Origin of the sequence: Hymenobacter profundi (assembly GCF_019334315.1) — a bacterium.
Lineage (GTDB): Bacteria > Bacteroidota > Bacteroidia > Cytophagales > Hymenobacteraceae > Hymenobacter > Hymenobacter profundi.
Map to the genome: position 1 here is coordinate 1 of NZ_JAHWGL010000116.1, position 15,837 is coordinate 15,837.

Genomic DNA, 15,837 nt, shown 5'->3' on the forward strand with positions numbered 1-15,837 from the left:
ATTTGCTGCTGGCCGAAGCTATTCTGCGCAGCACTACGTAAGTAGTAAAAATCCCACCCCCCGACCCCCTCCCCTCCTGAGAGAGAGAGCCGAATGGTTTAGCTGTTAGCTAATAGCTCTTATCCAATGAAAAGCTAATAGCTAACAGCCATTATAATGGCCCCGGAAAAGGCTCCCCCTCTCCCGGAGGGGAGGGGGTCGGGGGGTGGGGTCAACGCCCGCACGAAAACCCTGCACCCTTTGCAACGATGAGACACAACAGATTGTGTCTCTACACTGTGTATAGCCCTACCCTACCTCTTCACCATGAAAAAGCTGCTCGAAAAGCACCCGCTGGCTATCCGCTGGTTTCACTGGATCAACTTTCCGGTGCTGGCTATTATGATGTGGAGCGGCCTGCTGATTTACTGGGCCAACGATGTGTACCGCATTGGGTGGGGCGACACTACCTTGCTGAAGTTCTTCCCGAAGTCGTTTTATGAGGCCCTGCACGTGCCGTTTCAGTTGGCGAAGGGCATGGCTTGGCATTTTGTGGCGATGTGGCTGTTTGTGCTGAACGGCATAGCGTACGTGCTCTACACGCTGATTTCGGGTGAGTGGCGGTACTTGGTGCCAGGCCGACACGCTTTGCGCGAGGCGTGGCAGGTGGTACTGCACGACTTGGGCATTCGCAAGGCACCGCTGCCGGTGCGCAAGTACAACGCGGCCCAGCAGATTGCCTACTCCGCCGTGGTGCTGATGGGCGTAGGCTCGGCCCTTACCGGCTTTGCCATTTACAAACCCACCGAGCTGGCAGGGCTTACTACCCTATTGGGCGGCTACGAGTGGGCACGGGCCGAGCATTTCATCCTAACGCTAGGCTACGCGCTGTTCTTCGTGGTGCACGTGGCACAGGTGGTGCGCGCCGGCTGGAACAACTTCCGCTCGATGATAGCCGGCTTCGAACTGGTAGACACGCCTACTTCCTCCTCCAACTCTACCCGCCCATGACCTCTCCCCAACGCCCTACTCCTACCCCCAACGACGAAGCTGTGGAGCAAGAGGCTGCCCGCCGCTCCCGCCGGGCTTTCCTGACGGCTGGCTTGGCCTCGCTGGCGGCGCTGGGCGGCTGGCGCTGGCTGGCAACGCGCCCCACCGACGACGGCGCCCTGTGGCCCCTGCGTCGCGTGCTGGACGTGAACGGGAAGATTTCCAAAGAATTTCTAAGCAACGCCGACCTGGCCCCGGTGTTTCCGCGCAGCCGTGCCAAGGAGCCGCGTATTAACGGCAGTCTGGGTCTGAAGAGCCCGCTGGATACAACGACTTGGCAGTTGCAGGTGCAGGGTTTACGCGCTGATAGCCCCGCGCCGGTACGCACGTTTTCGCTGGCTGATATTCAGGCCCTACCCCGCGTGGAAATGACCACTGAGCTGAAGTGCATTGAGGGCTGGAGCGTGGTAGTGAACTGGGCCGGAGCGCGCTTTTCCGATTTTGTGACACACTACCAACTAGCATCGGCGGCCGACTTGGCGCCCTACGTGCACCTCGTGACGCCCGATCGGAAATATTATGTGGGCCTAGACATGCAGAGTGCCTTGCACCCCCAAACCCTATTGTGCTACGAGATGAACGGCCAACCGCTAACGTTGGAGCACGGCGCACCGCTGCGGCTGGTAACGCCCCTGAAATACGGTATCAAGCACATTAAGCGCATTGGCAGCATTGCGTTTACCGCCCAGCGCCCGGCCGATTACTGGGCGCAGCGTGGCTATGACTGGTATTCAGGCTTGTAACAACACAACCGTAGTAGTCCACATCGGTTTTGCCTCAAGGCCCGAACCAAACTACCACACCCAGAGGTGCGTATAGCAGGGCATGACTCTCCCTACCCCCCTCCCACGCCATCGTCGTTTGCTGTGCCTGCTTGTGGTAGGCGGCTGCTTCGCGTCGCTTAGTGCCTGCTCGCCGGGTACCAACAGTGACAACCCCGTAGCCGCGGCTCTTGCGCAAAACGAAAAGCGCATCGACGACCTCGATATCACCGAAAAGCAAAAGCAGGACGCTGAGTTCATGGTAAATGCTGCGGCCGATGGCATTCTCAACCAGCAACTGGCCACTGTGGCGCTGCAACGCGCCGCTACCCCCAGTGTACGAAACTTGGCGCAGACCCTGCTTAACCAGTACATCAAAATGACTGGGGAGTTGAAAACGCTGGCTGGTCGGAAGGGCATTACGCTGCCTGAGGCCCTAGGCTCGGAGCGCAAGGAACAATACGATAATATATCGGCCCTCACGGGCACTGCCTTCGACAAAAAATACAGTGCGGCTATAGTCGATGGCCAGAAGAAAGCCGTAGACTCCTACGAAGATCTCAGCGAAGACGCCTACGATGGCGACATCCGGGGGTTTGCCGCCAAGTACTTACCCATGCTGCAACAGCAGGTGACCCAAGCCCAGCAGGTGCAGGATGAGGTTGAAAAGCTACCGTAATTCCATTCTACCCTCCGCTCTTTTCCACACCATTTCACTTTTCTTTTCTGATGACGTACCGTATCCTGACCGGCCTAGCTTTGGCCGCTGCTCTCTCCCTCTCGGCTTGCAACGACGCCGAAAAACGCACTGATGGCACCGCCGGCGAAGCGGTAAGTGACATTGATAAAGCTGCTGAAGAAGGCGGCGTGCAGGCCGATGCCGTGGTAATCGACGATAACGCTGGCCCTACCGTTACACCTTCGGCCGCCGACTCGGCCGCGCTAGATAAGAGCGGCACGACGCAGCCCTAAGCTACCCTTCCCCTCCACCTATTCTTTTCTTTCCGATGAAACGCATATTGCTAGCTCCGCTTTGTGCGGTGGCTTTGCTGGCAGCTATGACCAGTTGCACATCCAACGGCGACTCCGTAGAGCAAGCTCAGAAAACCAACGAAGCCCGGCACGAAAATGCCACTGCCAACACGGACATGGGCGACATGAAACAGGATAAGAAGGATTTCGACTCCGATTTCATGACCAAAGCGGCTAGTGGCGGCATGTTAGAGGTGGAATTGGGCCGTTTGGTGGCCCAACGAGGTGCTACCCCCGAAGGCAAGCAATTTGGTCAGCATATGGTGGATGACCATAGCAAAGCCAACGAAGAACTGAAAGCCCTAGCTTCCCAAAAGAACATCACGCTTCCCAGCACACTCGGCGAAGACCACCGTGAGGTGCTGGATGATGTGACCGACGAGAAAGGCGTGGACATGGACAAGAAGTATCTCAAAGAGATGGTGAAAGACCATGAGGAGGATGTAAAAGAATATACGGAAGCCTCCACCAATGCTAGCGACCCAGATATTAAAGCTTTTGCGGCTAAAAATGTCCCCATTCTGAAGCAGCATTTGGCGATGGCTCAGAAGATGTACGCAGCCGTAGAGCAAAGAAAATAACGATACTGAGAGCGAAGCCTACATTGGTTATCCATGGGTAGGCTTTGCACCAGTGTCTTTCTCACCAGCCCTATTCCTTCCTAATCCTATATGAAAACTTCCTTTCTAACGCTGACCTACGTTACTGCTTTAGTAGCGATGTCGGCGTGCAGTCAAGACAACACGGCCACTACTGATACAGCCGCCGAAAACGTGAGCAACACGGACTCGGGTCCTATGACTATGCACGTCCCTGATACCAGCAATACAGACGTTACTACAGCGGCGGAGGCTCGTACAGCACCACCCATGCTCAACGGTTCTACCATCACGGGTAAGGATTTTGTGCTGAAAGCAGACCAAGGCGGCCACAATGAGATTGGACTGAGCAAGTTGGCCCTAGAAAAAGGCGTTACCGGCGATGTAAAAGCCTTTGCAACCAAAATGATTGACGACCACACCAAGGCCGGCAATGAGTTGAAGGCGGTGGCACAGAAGAAAAACATAGCTCTACCGGGAGAAATGGACCCGTATCACAAATCCCTTTACGACCAGATGAGCAAGATGTCGGGCAAGCAGTTTGAGCAGGCCTATGTAAGCCAGATGGTAAAAGACCACCAACAGACGGTGGATTTACTGAACGGTGAGATTCAGGCTGGTTCTGATCCAGATGTGAAAGCTTGGGCTCAAAAAACGCTACCCGTTGTGCAACAGCATACAACGATGGCGCAGCACAACGAAGGCATGAACATGTAACAACGCAGGGGTGTAGAAGGCCTACTTCTCTGTAGTGGTTTCGTATTGCTTCTGTTACTACCCTATCCATATATCAACATGGTAGGCAAAGACTTACTTTCCTTTTCCAATAACTATTCTTTCTCATGAAAACCATTTTCCCTAGCCTGCTATGCGCGGGCGTGCTGTTGTTTGCTACATCTTGTGGTAACGACACCACTTCGAACAACGAAACTGCAACTGCAGCTACTGATTCCGTGGCTACTGAAAACACCATGGAGTCAGCAGACGCCCCGGCCATGAACATGGCCTCCGATACGGCCACTGCTCCCCACGCCACCGACGAAGAGTTTATGAAATCGGCCGCACACAGCGACCAGAACGAAATTCAGCTTAGCAAATTGGTGCTTGAGAAAGGCGTAACAGGAATGGCCAAGGACCACGCCAACCAAATGGTAACAGACCACACCAAGTCGACGGCCGATTTAAAGGCCATTGCGCAGAAGAAAAACGTAACCCTCCCCACGGACATGGACGCTGCGCATAAGGCTATAGCTACTACCATGCAAAAGCTTTCCGGCAAAGACTTGGAGACGCAGTATATGCAGCAGATGGTATTAGATCACCAGAAAACGCTGAACACTATGCAGGCCCACGACAAAATGACGCAGGACGCTGATCTGAAAGCATTCATCGCTAAAACAGCACCTGTGGTACAGAATCACCTGACCATGTTTAAGCAACACGCTGACACCGGCGCAATGTAAGGCTGTCTAACCGATGCTTTACAGGAGAAGCCGCTACCATCTGGTAGCGGCTTTTTTGGTTAGAAACAATTGTGCTTGGCTGACGCGTAGCGCGTATTCATATACTAATGATTTGTCATTCAATTATTTATAAATCAATTAATCAAATCATGTTGCAACATATATTAAATACGATCAGTATACTTTAGCTGTTGTATGCTACCATGCAGGTAGCAACACCCTTTTCAGTTGCACATGAAATTGACTACAAAATATATTCTTGGAGCCCTTCTAATTGGCTCTTTCTCTTTTGCTACCACTCCGGCAGCTCAGGCGCAAAAGAAGCCGGTGAAAGAGGCAGAAAAAATCAATAAGAAGCGCAACCGGCTAAAAGCCGATTCCTCACCTTACTCCAAAGATCAGCTGCAATACGATGCTGAGTTTGCCGTAGCGGCTTCTAGTAGCAACATGCTGGAAATAGCCTTAGGCAAGCTGGCTCAGCAAAAGGCCATTGCCACGGAGGTGAAAGCGTGGGGCAAACGCATGGAGCAGGAGCACGGCCAGGCCGAGCAGCAGCTCCAGGCCATTGCCGAGCGCGCCCGCATTACTCTACCCCAGATGATGGGCAAAGATGACCGCGGCATCTACGACGATATCGACGACCGGAAATACTTCGGCTTCGACAAAAAATACATGCGCGACCTACAAGAGCTGCATGAGCGCACCATCGCCCGCTTTGCGGATGCGGCTGCAAAAGCATCCAACCCAGAACTGCGCACCTACGCCGCCGAAATGCTACCCAAGCTGCGAGAGCATGAAGAAATAACGGCCCAGTTGTTTGAAAAAGCCAGTGATAGAAAGTAAGTAGCGTAGCGTATCCTTTCAGAAAATCATGCACGACCCTAGCAATTCTGTTAGGGTCGTGCATGATTTTCTATTGATATTGAAATCGGTAGCGTAACCCTACACTAACCCCTGGTTCGAACCCGTAATGATTACTAAACAAGGGTTTGATTAGAACCGCTTCCGCCGTGGCTTGCACCCGGCGTGTACGACCGAAACCGTAAGCCCCTCCTATTCCCACCATAGAATTAACGCCAAAGCCTTGGTCTCGGCCTTCCTGTTCACTGATTTGATGGTTATATTGGTTATAGTCTCGTCGTTGGTAGCGCGCCCAGGCCGCTGTTAGGGTAGCACCAGCTAACACATCTATTTGAATATGCTGTTGTGGTAATTTCGTAATAGTATAGCGTAGTAGCGCAGGCACTGCTACAAAACGTTCGTTCACCTCATACTTGTAATGAGAGTTGAACAAGGTGCCATAGTAGTAGGAACCTTTGAATGAATGGCGGCGGCTGGCTTGCATTCCTAGCTGCACAGCCAGTCGGGGTTTCAAGTAGTAGCCAGCATATAGGTAGGGTACAGCCCAGATTTGGTAATTAGACGTAGCCTCCGCCTCATCATATCGTACTCCGTACCCATAAACTCCGGCTTGTACTCCCAGGTACGCACGTGGTATCAGCATACCTTCTGTTATTGGAGGCACATAGGCACGCGACGCAGTGGACCCTTCCAGGAGAAAGCCTACCCGTACGCTACCAGTTATTTGTTGGAACCTTTGCCTATCTAGCATTTTCGCAAAGCCTACGTTGACATCAAAAAAGCCGTGGCGCCCTAGGCGTCTCTGCATACCGTATAGTAGAGCGGCTTGAACCCGCACCCAATGCCTATCTGTAGCGGCTAAATAAAAGGGTAGATCAGAGTAGTGTCCGATACCGGCACCCAATGCTACCGAAAAGTAGTTGGCAGAGAAGTTACCAGCGTTACGTCCTTGCCGTATGCGCCGCTCCAGGTTATAGTAGTAGCGCCCCGCCAGTTGCGTCCGCATACTAAAATGATTGCCTGAGAAACGCAATAAACTAGGGCTCATCTCACCCATAACCGACCAAGCTGGCCGCCCTACTTTACGCTCATAGATAAGGTGCACGCCATAGCGCTGATATCCTCTCAATGTAATATTATTCAATCCCAGCTTCCACAAAGCGTGGTCTTCGCGCTGCACGCGCAGGGCTGCGGTATCTACCCTCATCGGTTGACTGACAACTTCTTCGCTGTAGCGAAGGCGGGTAGAATCGCTAGTAGTTTGCGCGAATACTAAGTCAGGCAACAGCAATAAGCTGAACAGCAGGAAACAAAATAGAAGCGGAAGGGCGTAGCGCATAGCTATACAGAAATAAGGCAATTAAGGATGAAGGACGAATGCCTGTGTTTGCAGCGTTAGAGACGCGTAATTGGTACTGACGCGCACCAGCGGACGCGACGAAGCAGATGTTACAAACGTGCTTCGTCCCCCATTTGCACGTCTGGCCGATTGATAAATCTGAGGTACACTTAAACTACCTTGCTGCACGCTTAGCTGATAGCTAAACTGCTCTGGTTGTGGTGCACAGATAACTACTTCGGTGCGGTCAGCCTCTACAATCAGCTTCGTTAGAGCAAGACCCGGCTGCACACGTATGTTGCCAAACTGATTGTGCACCACCACACTTCCGCCCACACGTAGCAATTGCACCGCCGATTTATTTGCCTCACATATAAAATGGGCTTCTACATCAGTGGCCGTTACATCGGCATAGCGGGCGGTAATGGCCACAATACCTTGTAGCTTTTGCAAGCTAATCTGCCCGAAGTCCTGCTCCAACTGCTGCCAGCCAATCAAGTTACTCAGGCTGGTTTGACCGTAAGTGTTGGCCACTACCAAGTGATTACCAGCGGGCATCATCACCGTGTATTCGGCGCGTAGGTCGCTTTGCACGGTTGGTACCCCAGTAGGTAAGGAGAAAAAGTTGATTAGATTAATGGTACTCGCGTTTTGCTGCAAACGATACTGTGCCGCTGCTAAGTCGCGCTCGGCTACCGCACGATCGGGGTGGCGGGCGCTTAAACGTAGCACCACCTCCACAGTAGGTTTATCCCAGCCCTGCACCCGTAAAGTGGCTTTTTCGGCACGAATGCGTACTAGCGTATTAGGTTTGCACACCCACCGCTGTTCCAGCGTGCGGGTCACTACCTGCACTTTTTGCTGTGCCTGCGCGCCGAGGCTACTCAGTAGCCAAAGCAGCACCAGCACGCCCACCCAACAACGATTCTGCACAATGTTGCTCATGAGATAAGAAGTTGAACCAACTCGCGGGTGATTTCTGCCCGTAGCGTGGTTAGCTGCACCTGTTGTCGAACCACAGCCGGCGACGCGCCAAACCGCTGTGCATCCAGCCGGAGCCGCCGCTCCTGCTTCTCTACCTCTGATAGTTGCGTCCGTAGCTCCTGAAACTCATCCGACTGGCATACTGTGGGCAATGAAGTGCAATGCGCATCAATAAAGGCCTTCCCCTCCTGCGCCAGCGGATCGGCAGGCGAGGCAAGCCGTACAGTAGCGACTGGCGCGGCTACCTCTTCTTCGCTGAACGTAATGGTTTCGTGGGGAGCTGCTGCTACTTGCTTGTCTAGCGCAGCAGGTCGTAGCCACCACATACCAAGCAGCAGCAGAATAACAGCAGCTATACTTGCTACCCGACGCCATACCGCTGTAGGCCACATTGGCCGGAATACCACAGCGGCTGGTGCTTCCGCTTCATCGAGCCGACCAGCAATAGCGTTCCATAACGCTACATCGGGCTCATGCGCGGGCAAGTTGGGTATAGCCTGGGCAATAGCCTGCTCAGCGTCCAGCTGCGCCACAACGCGCAGCCAGGTAGCCACTTCGGGCTCGTGCGAGGGTAGGTCGGCTATGGCCCGGCGCAGGTGCTCACGTCCGGCTTCTTCGGGTGGTTTAGAAAAATCACTCATCGGTACAAATGCTGAAGTTTGCGTTGCAGCAGCCGCTTGGCATGGTACAGCTGCGACTTGCTGGTGCCCTCCGTGACGCCCAGTAGCTCGGCGGCCTCGCGGTGGGAGTAGCCCTCTACCTCTAGCAGGCAGAAGGTGGCGCGGTAACCGGCTGGCAACTCGCCAATAGCCTTTTCCAGCGCCTCGCCGGTCAGGCTGTCGTGCCAGGCTACCAACGGCTCGGGGTGGCTATCGGGGTCGTAGAGTTCCATGCGCTGCTCGTGCCGGAGCGTGAGTAAGGCCCGCCGCACCACAATGGTGCGAATCCAGGCACCCAGTGCCGACTGCTGTCGGAAGCTGCCCAACTGCTGAAACACCTGCACGAAAGCGTCCTGCAACGCATCCTGCGCCAAATCCCGGCTGTTCAGAATGCGCAGGGCACAGGAGAACATGGCGGTTTTGTAGCGCTGATACAGCTGGTACTGCGCTTGCCGGTTGTGGGCCAGGCAGGCCGTAAGCAACTGTTCGTCGGTGAGCGGCAAGGTAGGGGAAGCTAGCACGGGGCGGATAGTTGCCCTAAAGTGCTGCGCCGCCGGGAGAAGGTTGGTTAGGGCAGGAAAATTATTTTTTGGGGTATAGCCGTGGCAGCAATTGCTTTCCCTATTTTCCGGCCATCACTCTATTTTTCAGCCATTTATTCGATGAAGAAAATCTACTTACTGCTGGCTATTTGTGGTGCTAGTCTGTCGGCGCGTGCCCAACTCAATGTGGCGTATCACCAATCAGGCCTACCCTTCGCGTCCATTTCCTACGACTTTGGCCGCTTCCACCCCGATTTCCGGGTAGGCACCGACGCCTTCACTTCTAGCCTAGACCCAGAGTTGACGCTGAATTATAAATTCGTGAACAAAGAAGATTACTACGTGTATAGCGGCCTTGGTGCGCGCACCAATAACGCTTCCGGCATTGTAGTGCCGGCAGGTGTCGTTGTATTTCCGTTTGCCAAGAAGCGTTTGGGCTTTCATACCGAACTGGCTGTTATCGGCATTGGCGATTATGGCACTGTGCTACGGGGCAGCTGGGGCATCAAGTTTCGCTTTGGCCGCTCTGAAGAAGGACCAGGCCTTTAGCAAGCAGATAGAGGCTATTTAACACGAAAGCGCCCACACTGTAGTAGTGCGGGCGCTTTTGTATGAAAGTTTAAGAACTAGGCTAGACTACCTCCGCATATTTACTCGTCCTCAACTCCTCAGCCAGGAACTTGCTCGTATAGCCTTTCTTCGACTTGGCTACTTGCTCGGGTGTGCCTTGGGCCACGATGGTACCGCCGCCGGCGCCGCCCTCGGGGCCGATGTCGATGATGTGGTCGGCAACTTTAATTAGGTCGAGGTTATGCTCGATGATGAGGACCGTGTTGCCCTTATCGACTAGCTTTTGCAGCACGTCAGAGAGGTGGTTGATGTCCTCGAAGTGCAGACCGGTGGTCGGCTCGTCGAGGATGTAGAATGTCTGGCCGGTGTCTTTCTTGCTGAGCTCGGTGGCCAGCTTCACACGCTGGGCTTCGCCGCCGCTGAGGGTAGTGGCCTGCTGGCCCAGCGTGAGGTAACCCAGACCTACATCATTCAGCGTCTGAATCTTACGTAGAATACGTGGCTGATACTCGAAGAACTCCACGGCCTTTTCCACCGTCATATCGAGTACGTCGGTGATAGATTTGCCTTTGAAGCGCACTTCCAGTGTTTCGCGGTTGTAGCGGCGGCCTTTGCAGGTTTCGCAGGGCACGTGCACGTCGGGCAGAAAGTTCATTTCGATGGTGCGCAGGCCCGCGCCCTCGCAGGTTTCGCAGCGGCCACCCTTCACGTTGAAGGAGAAACGGCCGGGACCGTAGCCGCGGATTTTCGACTCGGGCAACTCGGCAAACAGCTGGCGGATTTCGGTCATCACGCCGGTATAGGTAGCCGGGTTGGAACGCGGCGTGCGACCAATCGGCGACTGGTCTACCTCAATTACCTTGTCGATAAAGTCCAGACCCTCAATAGCATCGTACTTCAGCGGCTCGCGCTTGGCATTGAAGAAGTGCTGGTTGAGGATAGGGTAGAGCGTGTCGTGGATGAGCGACGACTTGCCCGAGCCCGATACGCCCGTAACGGCAATGAGCTTGCCCAGCGGAAACTTAGCCGTTACGTTTTTGAGGTTATGCCCTTTGGCACCTTTCAGTACCAATTCTTCACCGGTACCATCGCGCTTTTTCTTGCGTAGCTCAATGTGCTTTTGCCCGCTGAGGTACTGCGAGGTAAGGGAGCCGGAGTTGAAAATCTCGGTGGGTGAGCCTGCGGCCACAATGTGGCCGCCGTGGATGCCGGCGCCAGGGCCAATGTCAAGCACATGGTCGGCATGCATGATCATGTCCTTGTCGTGCTCCACCACAATCACCGAGTTGCCGATGTCGCGCAGGTGCTGCAAGGCCTTAATTAGTCGCTCGTTGTCGCGCTGGTGCAGACCGATGCTGGGTTCGTCCATGATGTACAAGACGCCTACCAGCTGGGTACCAATCTGGGTAGCCAGACGGATGCGCTGGCTTTCGCCGCCGCTCAGCGTCCGCACCGAGCGGTGTAGGTCGAGGTAGTCGAGCCCTACCTCCAACAGGAAGCCAATGCGCTTGCGGATTTCCTTGAGCAGCTCGCGGGCAATCAGGTTCTGGCGCTCCGAGAGGCGGTCTTCCAGCCCCTCAAACCACGCAGATAGCTCCTTCACGTCCATCACCGACAGCTCCCCAATGTGCTTATCGGCAATCTTGAAGTGTAGGGACTCCTTTTTCAGGCGGTAGCCGTGGCACTCGGGGCACTCCTTGGCTTGGGTGTACTGCTGAATCCAGTCCCGGATATTATCGGAATCAGAATCCATCTGCCGCCGCAGAAACGGGATAATGCCCTCAAACGGCTCCGTGTAGTTGGCCTTGGTGGTATCGGCGTCCTCGTCTTCCGGAATGCCGTGCAACAGGCGTTGCACTAGGTCTTCGGGCAGCTTCTGAATGGGCGTACTCAGCGAAGCTTTGTGCTTTTTGAGAATGAGCTGGAGCTGCTGAAAAATCCAGATGTCGCGGTACTCGCCCAGTGGCGCAATACCGCCCCGGCTGATGCTCAGCTTCTTATCCGGCATTACGGTTTCCTCCGTAATTTCCTGCACCTCGCCTAAGCCATTGCACACGGGGCAGGCACCGTAGGGCGAGTTGAACGAAAACGTATTGGGCGCGGGGTCGTCGTAGGCGATGCCGGTGGCCGGGTCCATTAGGAAGCGGGAAAAGAACTGCGTGTTGTCCTTCTTCTTGCTGTCGGGGTCGAGCACGAGCATGGTGCCTTTGCCCTGCGTGAGCGAGTTTTGCACCGAGCCAGCCAAGCGGTGGCGGTCTTCGGCTTTCACCACCAAGCGGTCAATCACGATTTCGATGTCGTGAATCTTGTAGCGGTCTACCTGCATCTTAGGCGTGATGTCGAGCAGCTCGCCATCGACACGCACTTTCGTGAAGCCCGACTTGGCCACCTGCTGAAACAACTCGCGGTAGTGGCCCTTTCTACCCTTCACTACGGGTGCCAGCACTACCAGCTTCTTGTTGTCGTAGTGCTTCAGGATGTAGTTGATAATCTGGTCGTCTGACTGCCGGATCATCTTCTTGCCCGTCACGTAGCTGAACGCCTCGGCGGTGCGGGCGTAGAACAGGCGCAGGAAGTCGTAAATCTCGGTAATGGTGCCGACGGTGGAGCGCGGGTTGCGCGAGGTGGTTTTTTGCTCGATGCTAATCACCGGCGACAATCCTTCGATTTTATCCACATCGGGCCGTTCCAGGCCGCCCATAAACGAGCGGGCATAGGCCGAAAACGTCTCCATGTAGCGGCGCTGACCCTCGGCGTAAATCGTGTCGAACGCCAACGACGACTTACCAGAGCCGGAAATACCAGTGAATACCACCAGCTTGCCCCGCGGAATCTGAATAGAAACGTTTTTCAGGTTGTGCTCGCGCGCGCCGTATACTTCGATGAACGGCGCCTCGGCAGCAGCCGGGTTGGGGTGGGCGTGGCCGTTGGAGGGTAGGGCTACGGCCGCGGCCGTCAGCTCGGCCTCCGCCGTGGCTACTTGGGAAAGGGGAGAAATCGTAGCGGCCGCAACGGCCGGGGCTTTTTTCTTAGCCATGCAAAGCGGATCGAATAAGTCTGCAAAGGTACGCAAAACGCAGCCGGATGGCTACTCCGAATAGCTTCTTAGCCAGTGGCATTAGCGAATAACGAAGCGGTCGAAGTATGGATGCGTTTGTGGCAGATAGGATACAACAACGCGCTGCCCCGAAATGTCCCGCTTTACCGAAAGTTCTTATCCGGGACCGTAGTAGGATTATGCTGTGGTGAACTTGGCCTTGTTCTTGTCAAAAGCCTATGAAATTGATTCGTTTTCTCCACATCCCACTGCCTCATGAAAAGATTCACAACTTTCGCTTTCTCGGCTCTCTTAGCCCTGGCTTTCTCGGGACCATCTGTACAGGCACAACAAGTAACAATCAACATTAATACACCTTCGTGGGGACCTGCGGCTCCGGCGGGCTCGCAGTACTACTACATCCCGGAGGTAGGCGGCTACTACGACCTGCGCGACCAGAATTACGTAGTAGAGCGCCAGGGCAAATGGCAGCGTCTGAAATCCATCAGCGGCTACGCGCCCAGCAGCTTCCACCCTGTCGTGATTGATTACCGCGGCGCGCAGCCCTGGGTGCACATTGGACGGCACCGGCAGCTCTACCCCGTAGCCCTACCCCCCGGCCAAGTGAAGCGCCTGCAAAACGGCAAGGGCCTACCCCCCGGCCAGGCCAAAAAGCTGTACGGCGGCAACGGGCACGGGAAAGGCAAAGGCAAGCATTAAGCAGCAATAACTTAAAAAGGGCGGCACGAAGTACGTGCTTCGCGTCGCCCTTTTTAAGTTATTGATTGGCAAGCTTTTGCCAGTTAGTTTCCTCACTGATATCAGCAGGGGCAGGCATTTTATTGGCGGCTAACAGGGCTTCTATGTAAATCATGTCCGGGTCGTGGTTCATGCCGGCGGCGGCTTTCACTTTTCCTTTCTGTATGTAGAAGGCCAGGAAATCCTGCTTGGCTACGTCGCATAGGTAGTGGATGTCGTCCCACTGCTCGGCGTGGCCGGCGTAGCGCAGGCTCTTGCCGTATTGCTGGGTCCAGAAGTAGGGCGCGGCGGTGTAGGGTACTTGCTGGCCCATCAGATTACGGGCCGCCAAGCGGCCATGCTGCTGGGCTACGCGCCAGTGCTCAATGCGCAATGTGTCGCCGGTTGTGGCTGGAAAATGGGCAATGTCGCCGGCTGCGTAGATGTTGGGGGCAGCTTGCAAGTATTCGTCTACTTGCAGGCCGCCGTCCTTTTCCAGCTGGAAAGTTTCTTTCAGAAAGTCGGTAGCCGGGCGTACGCCTACCCCCAGCACCACTAAGTCGGCGGGCAGGTCTTTGCTTGATTTCAACCGAACGCCCGCTACGCGGCCGTTCTGGCCGGTTAGCTCGGCCACTTCGGCTTCCGCCTCAAATTGCACGCCTTTTTCCTGGTGCATGGTGCGAAACATCTTGCCTACCTCAGGCCCTAGTACTTTCTCAAATGGCTCCTTTTCCTGGGCAATTACCGTCACGGTGCGGTCGTCCTGGCCGGCGAGGCTGCTAGCCGCTTCCATCCCGATAAAGCTGGAGCCGATGATGACCACGTGCCGGGCTTCTTTGGCGGCTTCTATTATCGCATTGGCATCGGCCTGGGTACGTAGGAGCAGCACGTTTTGCAGATCGTGGCCAGGCAGCTTGGGGAGGGACTTGGGCGTGCCGCCGGGTGCCAGCAGCAATTGGTCGTAAGACAGTGGAGCCGCATCGGCCAGCAGCACCTGCTTCTTTTCCAGATCCAGGCCGGTGGCGCGGGTGTTGGTCAACAGCTCGATATGGTGCTTCGCATAGAAGTCTTCTTCGCGCAGGGGCAGACTTGCGGGCTTAGCCTTGCCTGCCAGGTAGGCTTTGCTGAGCTTGGTGCGGTCGTAAGGAGTTGCTGCATCGGCCGATACCAGTACTACGCGGCCGGCAAAACCTTCTTCGCGTAGCGTTTGGGCAGCCATTTGCCCGGCCGCGCCGCCGCCTACTATCACAATGGTGGATTGCGCCACGGCTAAGTTTGGAGCGGTAGGCACGGGGGCACCGCCTACCTCGGCGGTAGGCGTTTCGTCGGGCTTGTCGGTGCTGGCAGGCGGGTTGTCGGGCACCGATACGTATACCCTACCCTCAGCCTCGCGCACCGCAAAGGTAGGCAGGGCATCGAGAGCGGGTGGCTCGCACAGGCTGCCATCGGTGGCTTTAAAACAAGCGTGGTGCCACGGACATACAATCTGCCCATGCACCAACCGCCCTTTTTCGAGGGGGGCGCCATAGTGCGGGCAATGCGCAGCAAAAGCACGATACTGCCCCTGGTGCCGGACCAGCAGCACCTCGGGGCCATCATTGGGGGTAGGGAAAGCGCGCAGCTCGCCTTCTTGCAGGGCGTCAAGTGGGGCCAGGTTGATTTCAGTGGGCATGGTATGGAGCTTGATCTGTTTTTCACAACGCACACCAGCACGGCCGGGTTAGCCCTGTGGCACGTATGTATAGAACAAACCTTTTTCTACCACCCTTTTTATTTTTCGCATGGCTACGCCCTACACGCCCATCAGCTGCTCGTTTTATGATGAGCTGGAAGCGCTGGCTACCACCCGCCAGCCCTGCCAGCTCGTCTACCGCACCCAACCCGACTCGCCCCCGGTCACCTACCAGGGCATTATTGCTGATCTGTTCATCCAAGATAAAGTAGAGTACCTACGCCTCACCGACGGCTTCACCCTCCGCCTCGACAACCTCCTGGCCGTAGACCAGAAAGAGCGCCGCGACGTGTGCTAACGAGTGAGGAAGTAAATAAAACGGCGTCTGTCATCCTGAGCAGCGCGAAGGACCTTATGCCAGTTGAACGATAAACGTAACAACGTCTTGTTCTACCGTGATAAGGTCCTTCGCAAGCTCAGGATGACAGGCGCTTTTGCTATTCACTCAGCTACTCCCTCACTCAGTCGCTCTTCAACTTAAACAAATGCGG

At 55.2% G+C, this 15,837-nt stretch carries 17 protein-coding genes; 11 read left to right on the forward strand and 6 right to left on the reverse strand.

Annotated features, from left to right (window positions below; all coding sequences use genetic code 11):
- Nucleotides 1–306 precede the first annotated feature (306 nt).
- The 8 genes from KYK14_RS19120 (at nt 307) to KYK14_RS19155 (ending at nt 5,727) form a co-directional block, all read left to right on the forward strand.
- A complete protein-coding gene (locus KYK14_RS19120) occupies nt 307–990 on the forward strand; it encodes a cytochrome b/b6 domain-containing protein (RefSeq protein ID WP_185282061.1) in 684 nt (227 codons plus the stop codon).
- On the forward strand, nt 987–1,772 hold the full coding sequence (locus KYK14_RS19125) for a molybdopterin-dependent oxidoreductase (protein WP_219161084.1): 786 nt from the start codon (nt 987–989) through the stop codon (nt 1,770–1,772). Before KYK14_RS19120 ends, KYK14_RS19125 begins: the two co-directional genes overlap by 4 nt.
- An 82-nt stretch (nt 1,773–1,854) precedes the next feature.
- Nucleotides 1,855–2,469, forward strand: a complete 615-nt coding sequence (locus KYK14_RS19130; protein ID WP_185282059.1) for a DUF4142 domain-containing protein — start codon at nt 1,855–1,857, stop codon at nt 2,467–2,469.
- Nucleotides 2,470–2,519: 50 nt separating this feature from the next.
- Complete coding sequence (locus tag KYK14_RS19135) at nt 2,520–2,762, forward strand: hypothetical protein (RefSeq protein WP_185282058.1); 243 nt, start codon at nt 2,520–2,522, stop codon at nt 2,760–2,762.
- A gap of 35 nt (nt 2,763–2,797) precedes the next feature.
- The gene (locus KYK14_RS19140; protein ID WP_219161086.1) at nt 2,798–3,403 is read left to right on the forward strand and encodes a DUF4142 domain-containing protein; all 606 of its coding nucleotides are present in this window, start codon (nt 2,798–2,800) and stop codon (nt 3,401–3,403) included.
- A 90-nt stretch (nt 3,404–3,493) separates the two neighbouring features.
- Nucleotides 3,494–4,138 (forward strand): DUF4142 domain-containing protein, encoded by a 645-nt coding sequence (locus KYK14_RS19145; RefSeq protein ID WP_219161088.1) that lies wholly within the window; start codon nt 3,494–3,496, stop codon nt 4,136–4,138.
- Nucleotides 4,139–4,263: 125 nt separating this feature from the next.
- The gene (locus KYK14_RS19150) at nt 4,264–4,884 is read left to right on the forward strand and encodes a DUF4142 domain-containing protein (RefSeq protein ID WP_219161090.1); all 621 of its coding nucleotides are present in this window, start codon (nt 4,264–4,266) and stop codon (nt 4,882–4,884) included.
- A 234-nt stretch (nt 4,885–5,118) separates the two neighbouring features.
- Nucleotides 5,119–5,727: a DUF4142 domain-containing protein gene (locus KYK14_RS19155; protein WP_219161092.1), complete on the forward strand. Its 609-nt coding sequence runs from the start codon at nt 5,119–5,121 to the stop codon at nt 5,725–5,727.
- Between the two features lie 70 nt (nt 5,728–5,797).
- On the opposite strand, the gene KYK14_RS19160 is transcribed toward KYK14_RS19155, so the two are convergent.
- Genes KYK14_RS19160 through KYK14_RS19175 form a run of 4 tightly spaced genes read right to left on the reverse strand, consistent with a single transcriptional unit; the run spans nt 5,798 to nt 9,248 of the window.
- Nucleotides 5,798–7,084 carry a hypothetical protein gene (locus KYK14_RS19160; RefSeq protein ID WP_219161094.1) on the reverse strand — a complete coding sequence of 429 codons (1,287 nt, stop codon included), beginning with the start codon at nt 7,082–7,084 and terminating at the stop codon, nt 5,798–5,800.
- Nucleotides 7,085–7,105: 21 nt separating this feature from the next.
- Nucleotides 7,106–8,029 (reverse strand): hypothetical protein, encoded by a 924-nt coding sequence (locus tag KYK14_RS19165; RefSeq protein ID WP_219161096.1) that lies wholly within the window; start codon nt 8,027–8,029, stop codon nt 7,106–7,108.
- Nucleotides 8,026–8,709: a hypothetical protein gene (locus KYK14_RS19170; RefSeq protein WP_219161098.1), complete on the reverse strand. Its 684-nt coding sequence runs from the start codon at nt 8,707–8,709 to the stop codon at nt 8,026–8,028. Before KYK14_RS19170 ends, KYK14_RS19165 begins: the two co-directional genes overlap by 4 nt.
- Complete coding sequence (locus KYK14_RS19175; RefSeq protein WP_343217142.1) at nt 8,706–9,248, reverse strand: RNA polymerase sigma factor; 543 nt, start codon at nt 9,246–9,248, stop codon at nt 8,706–8,708. Before KYK14_RS19175 ends, KYK14_RS19170 begins: the two co-directional genes overlap by 4 nt.
- 141 nt (nt 9,249–9,389) lie before the next feature.
- Here KYK14_RS19175 and KYK14_RS19180 point away from each other — a divergent pair, with 141 nt between their 5' ends.
- Complete coding sequence (locus KYK14_RS19180) at nt 9,390–9,818, forward strand: hypothetical protein (protein WP_219161100.1); 429 nt, start codon at nt 9,390–9,392, stop codon at nt 9,816–9,818.
- A gap of 82 nt (nt 9,819–9,900) precedes the next feature.
- Here KYK14_RS19180 and uvrA read toward each other — a convergent pair whose 3' ends face one another.
- Entirely contained in the window at nt 9,901–12,876 is a 2,976-nt protein-coding gene (uvrA, locus tag KYK14_RS19185; RefSeq protein WP_246601942.1) for an excinuclease ABC subunit UvrA, read from the reverse strand.
- 276 nt (nt 12,877–13,152) lie between these two features.
- Between uvrA and KYK14_RS19190 the strand changes: the two genes are divergently transcribed.
- Entirely contained in the window at nt 13,153–13,596 is a 444-nt protein-coding gene (locus KYK14_RS19190) for a hypothetical protein (RefSeq protein ID WP_219161102.1), read from the forward strand.
- Nucleotides 13,597–13,654: 58 nt separating this feature from the next.
- Here KYK14_RS19190 and KYK14_RS19195 read toward each other — a convergent pair whose 3' ends face one another.
- The gene (locus KYK14_RS19195; protein WP_219161104.1) at nt 13,655–15,286 is read right to left on the reverse strand and encodes an FAD-dependent oxidoreductase; all 1,632 of its coding nucleotides are present in this window, start codon (nt 15,284–15,286) and stop codon (nt 13,655–13,657) included.
- Nucleotides 15,287–15,395: 109 nt separating this feature from the next.
- On the opposite strand from KYK14_RS19195, the gene KYK14_RS19200 reads away from it, so the two are divergent.
- Nucleotides 15,396–15,644, forward strand: coding sequence for a hypothetical protein (locus KYK14_RS19200; protein ID WP_185282045.1), 249 nt, complete (start codon nt 15,396–15,398; stop codon nt 15,642–15,644).
- Nucleotides 15,645–15,837 lie beyond the last annotated feature (193 nt).

What these genes read in the sequence shown, in the direction of transcription:
- KYK14_RS19120 (WP_185282061.1), top strand. Translation starts at nt 307, where the DNA reads ATGAAAAAGCTGCTCGAAAAGCACCCGCTGGCTATCCGCTGGTTTCAC.
- KYK14_RS19125 (WP_219161084.1), top strand. Translation starts at nt 987, where the DNA reads ATGACCTCTCCCCAACGCCCTACTCCTACCCCCAACGACGAAGCTGTG.
- KYK14_RS19130 (WP_185282059.1), top strand. Translation starts at nt 1,855, where the DNA reads ATGACTCTCCCTACCCCCCTCCCACGCCATCGTCGTTTGCTGTGCCTG.
- KYK14_RS19135 (WP_185282058.1), top strand. Translation starts at nt 2,520, where the DNA reads ATGACGTACCGTATCCTGACCGGCCTAGCTTTGGCCGCTGCTCTCTCC.
- KYK14_RS19140 (WP_219161086.1), top strand. Translation starts at nt 2,798, where the DNA reads ATGAAACGCATATTGCTAGCTCCGCTTTGTGCGGTGGCTTTGCTGGCA.
- KYK14_RS19145 (WP_219161088.1), top strand. Translation starts at nt 3,494, where the DNA reads ATGAAAACTTCCTTTCTAACGCTGACCTACGTTACTGCTTTAGTAGCG.
- KYK14_RS19150 (WP_219161090.1), top strand. Translation starts at nt 4,264, where the DNA reads ATGAAAACCATTTTCCCTAGCCTGCTATGCGCGGGCGTGCTGTTGTTT.
- KYK14_RS19155 (WP_219161092.1), top strand. Translation starts at nt 5,119, where the DNA reads ATGAAATTGACTACAAAATATATTCTTGGAGCCCTTCTAATTGGCTCT.
- KYK14_RS19160 (WP_219161094.1), bottom strand. Translation starts at nt 7,084, where the DNA reads ATGCGCTACGCCCTTCCGCTTCTATTTTGTTTCCTGCTGTTCAGCTTA.
- KYK14_RS19165 (WP_219161096.1), bottom strand. Translation starts at nt 8,029, where the DNA reads ATGAGCAACATTGTGCAGAATCGTTGTTGGGTGGGCGTGCTGGTGCTG.
- KYK14_RS19170 (WP_219161098.1), bottom strand. Translation starts at nt 8,709, where the DNA reads ATGAGTGATTTTTCTAAACCACCCGAAGAAGCCGGACGTGAGCACCTG.
- KYK14_RS19180 (WP_219161100.1), top strand. Translation starts at nt 9,390, where the DNA reads ATGAAGAAAATCTACTTACTGCTGGCTATTTGTGGTGCTAGTCTGTCG.
- uvrA (WP_246601942.1), bottom strand. Translation starts at nt 12,876, where the DNA reads ATGGCTAAGAAAAAAGCCCCGGCCGTTGCGGCCGCTACGATTTCTCCC.
- KYK14_RS19190 (WP_219161102.1), top strand. Translation starts at nt 13,153, where the DNA reads ATGAAAAGATTCACAACTTTCGCTTTCTCGGCTCTCTTAGCCCTGGCT.
- KYK14_RS19195 (WP_219161104.1), bottom strand. Translation starts at nt 15,286, where the DNA reads ATGCCCACTGAAATCAACCTGGCCCCACTTGACGCCCTGCAAGAAGGC.
- KYK14_RS19200 (WP_185282045.1), top strand. Translation starts at nt 15,396, where the DNA reads ATGGCTACGCCCTACACGCCCATCAGCTGCTCGTTTTATGATGAGCTG.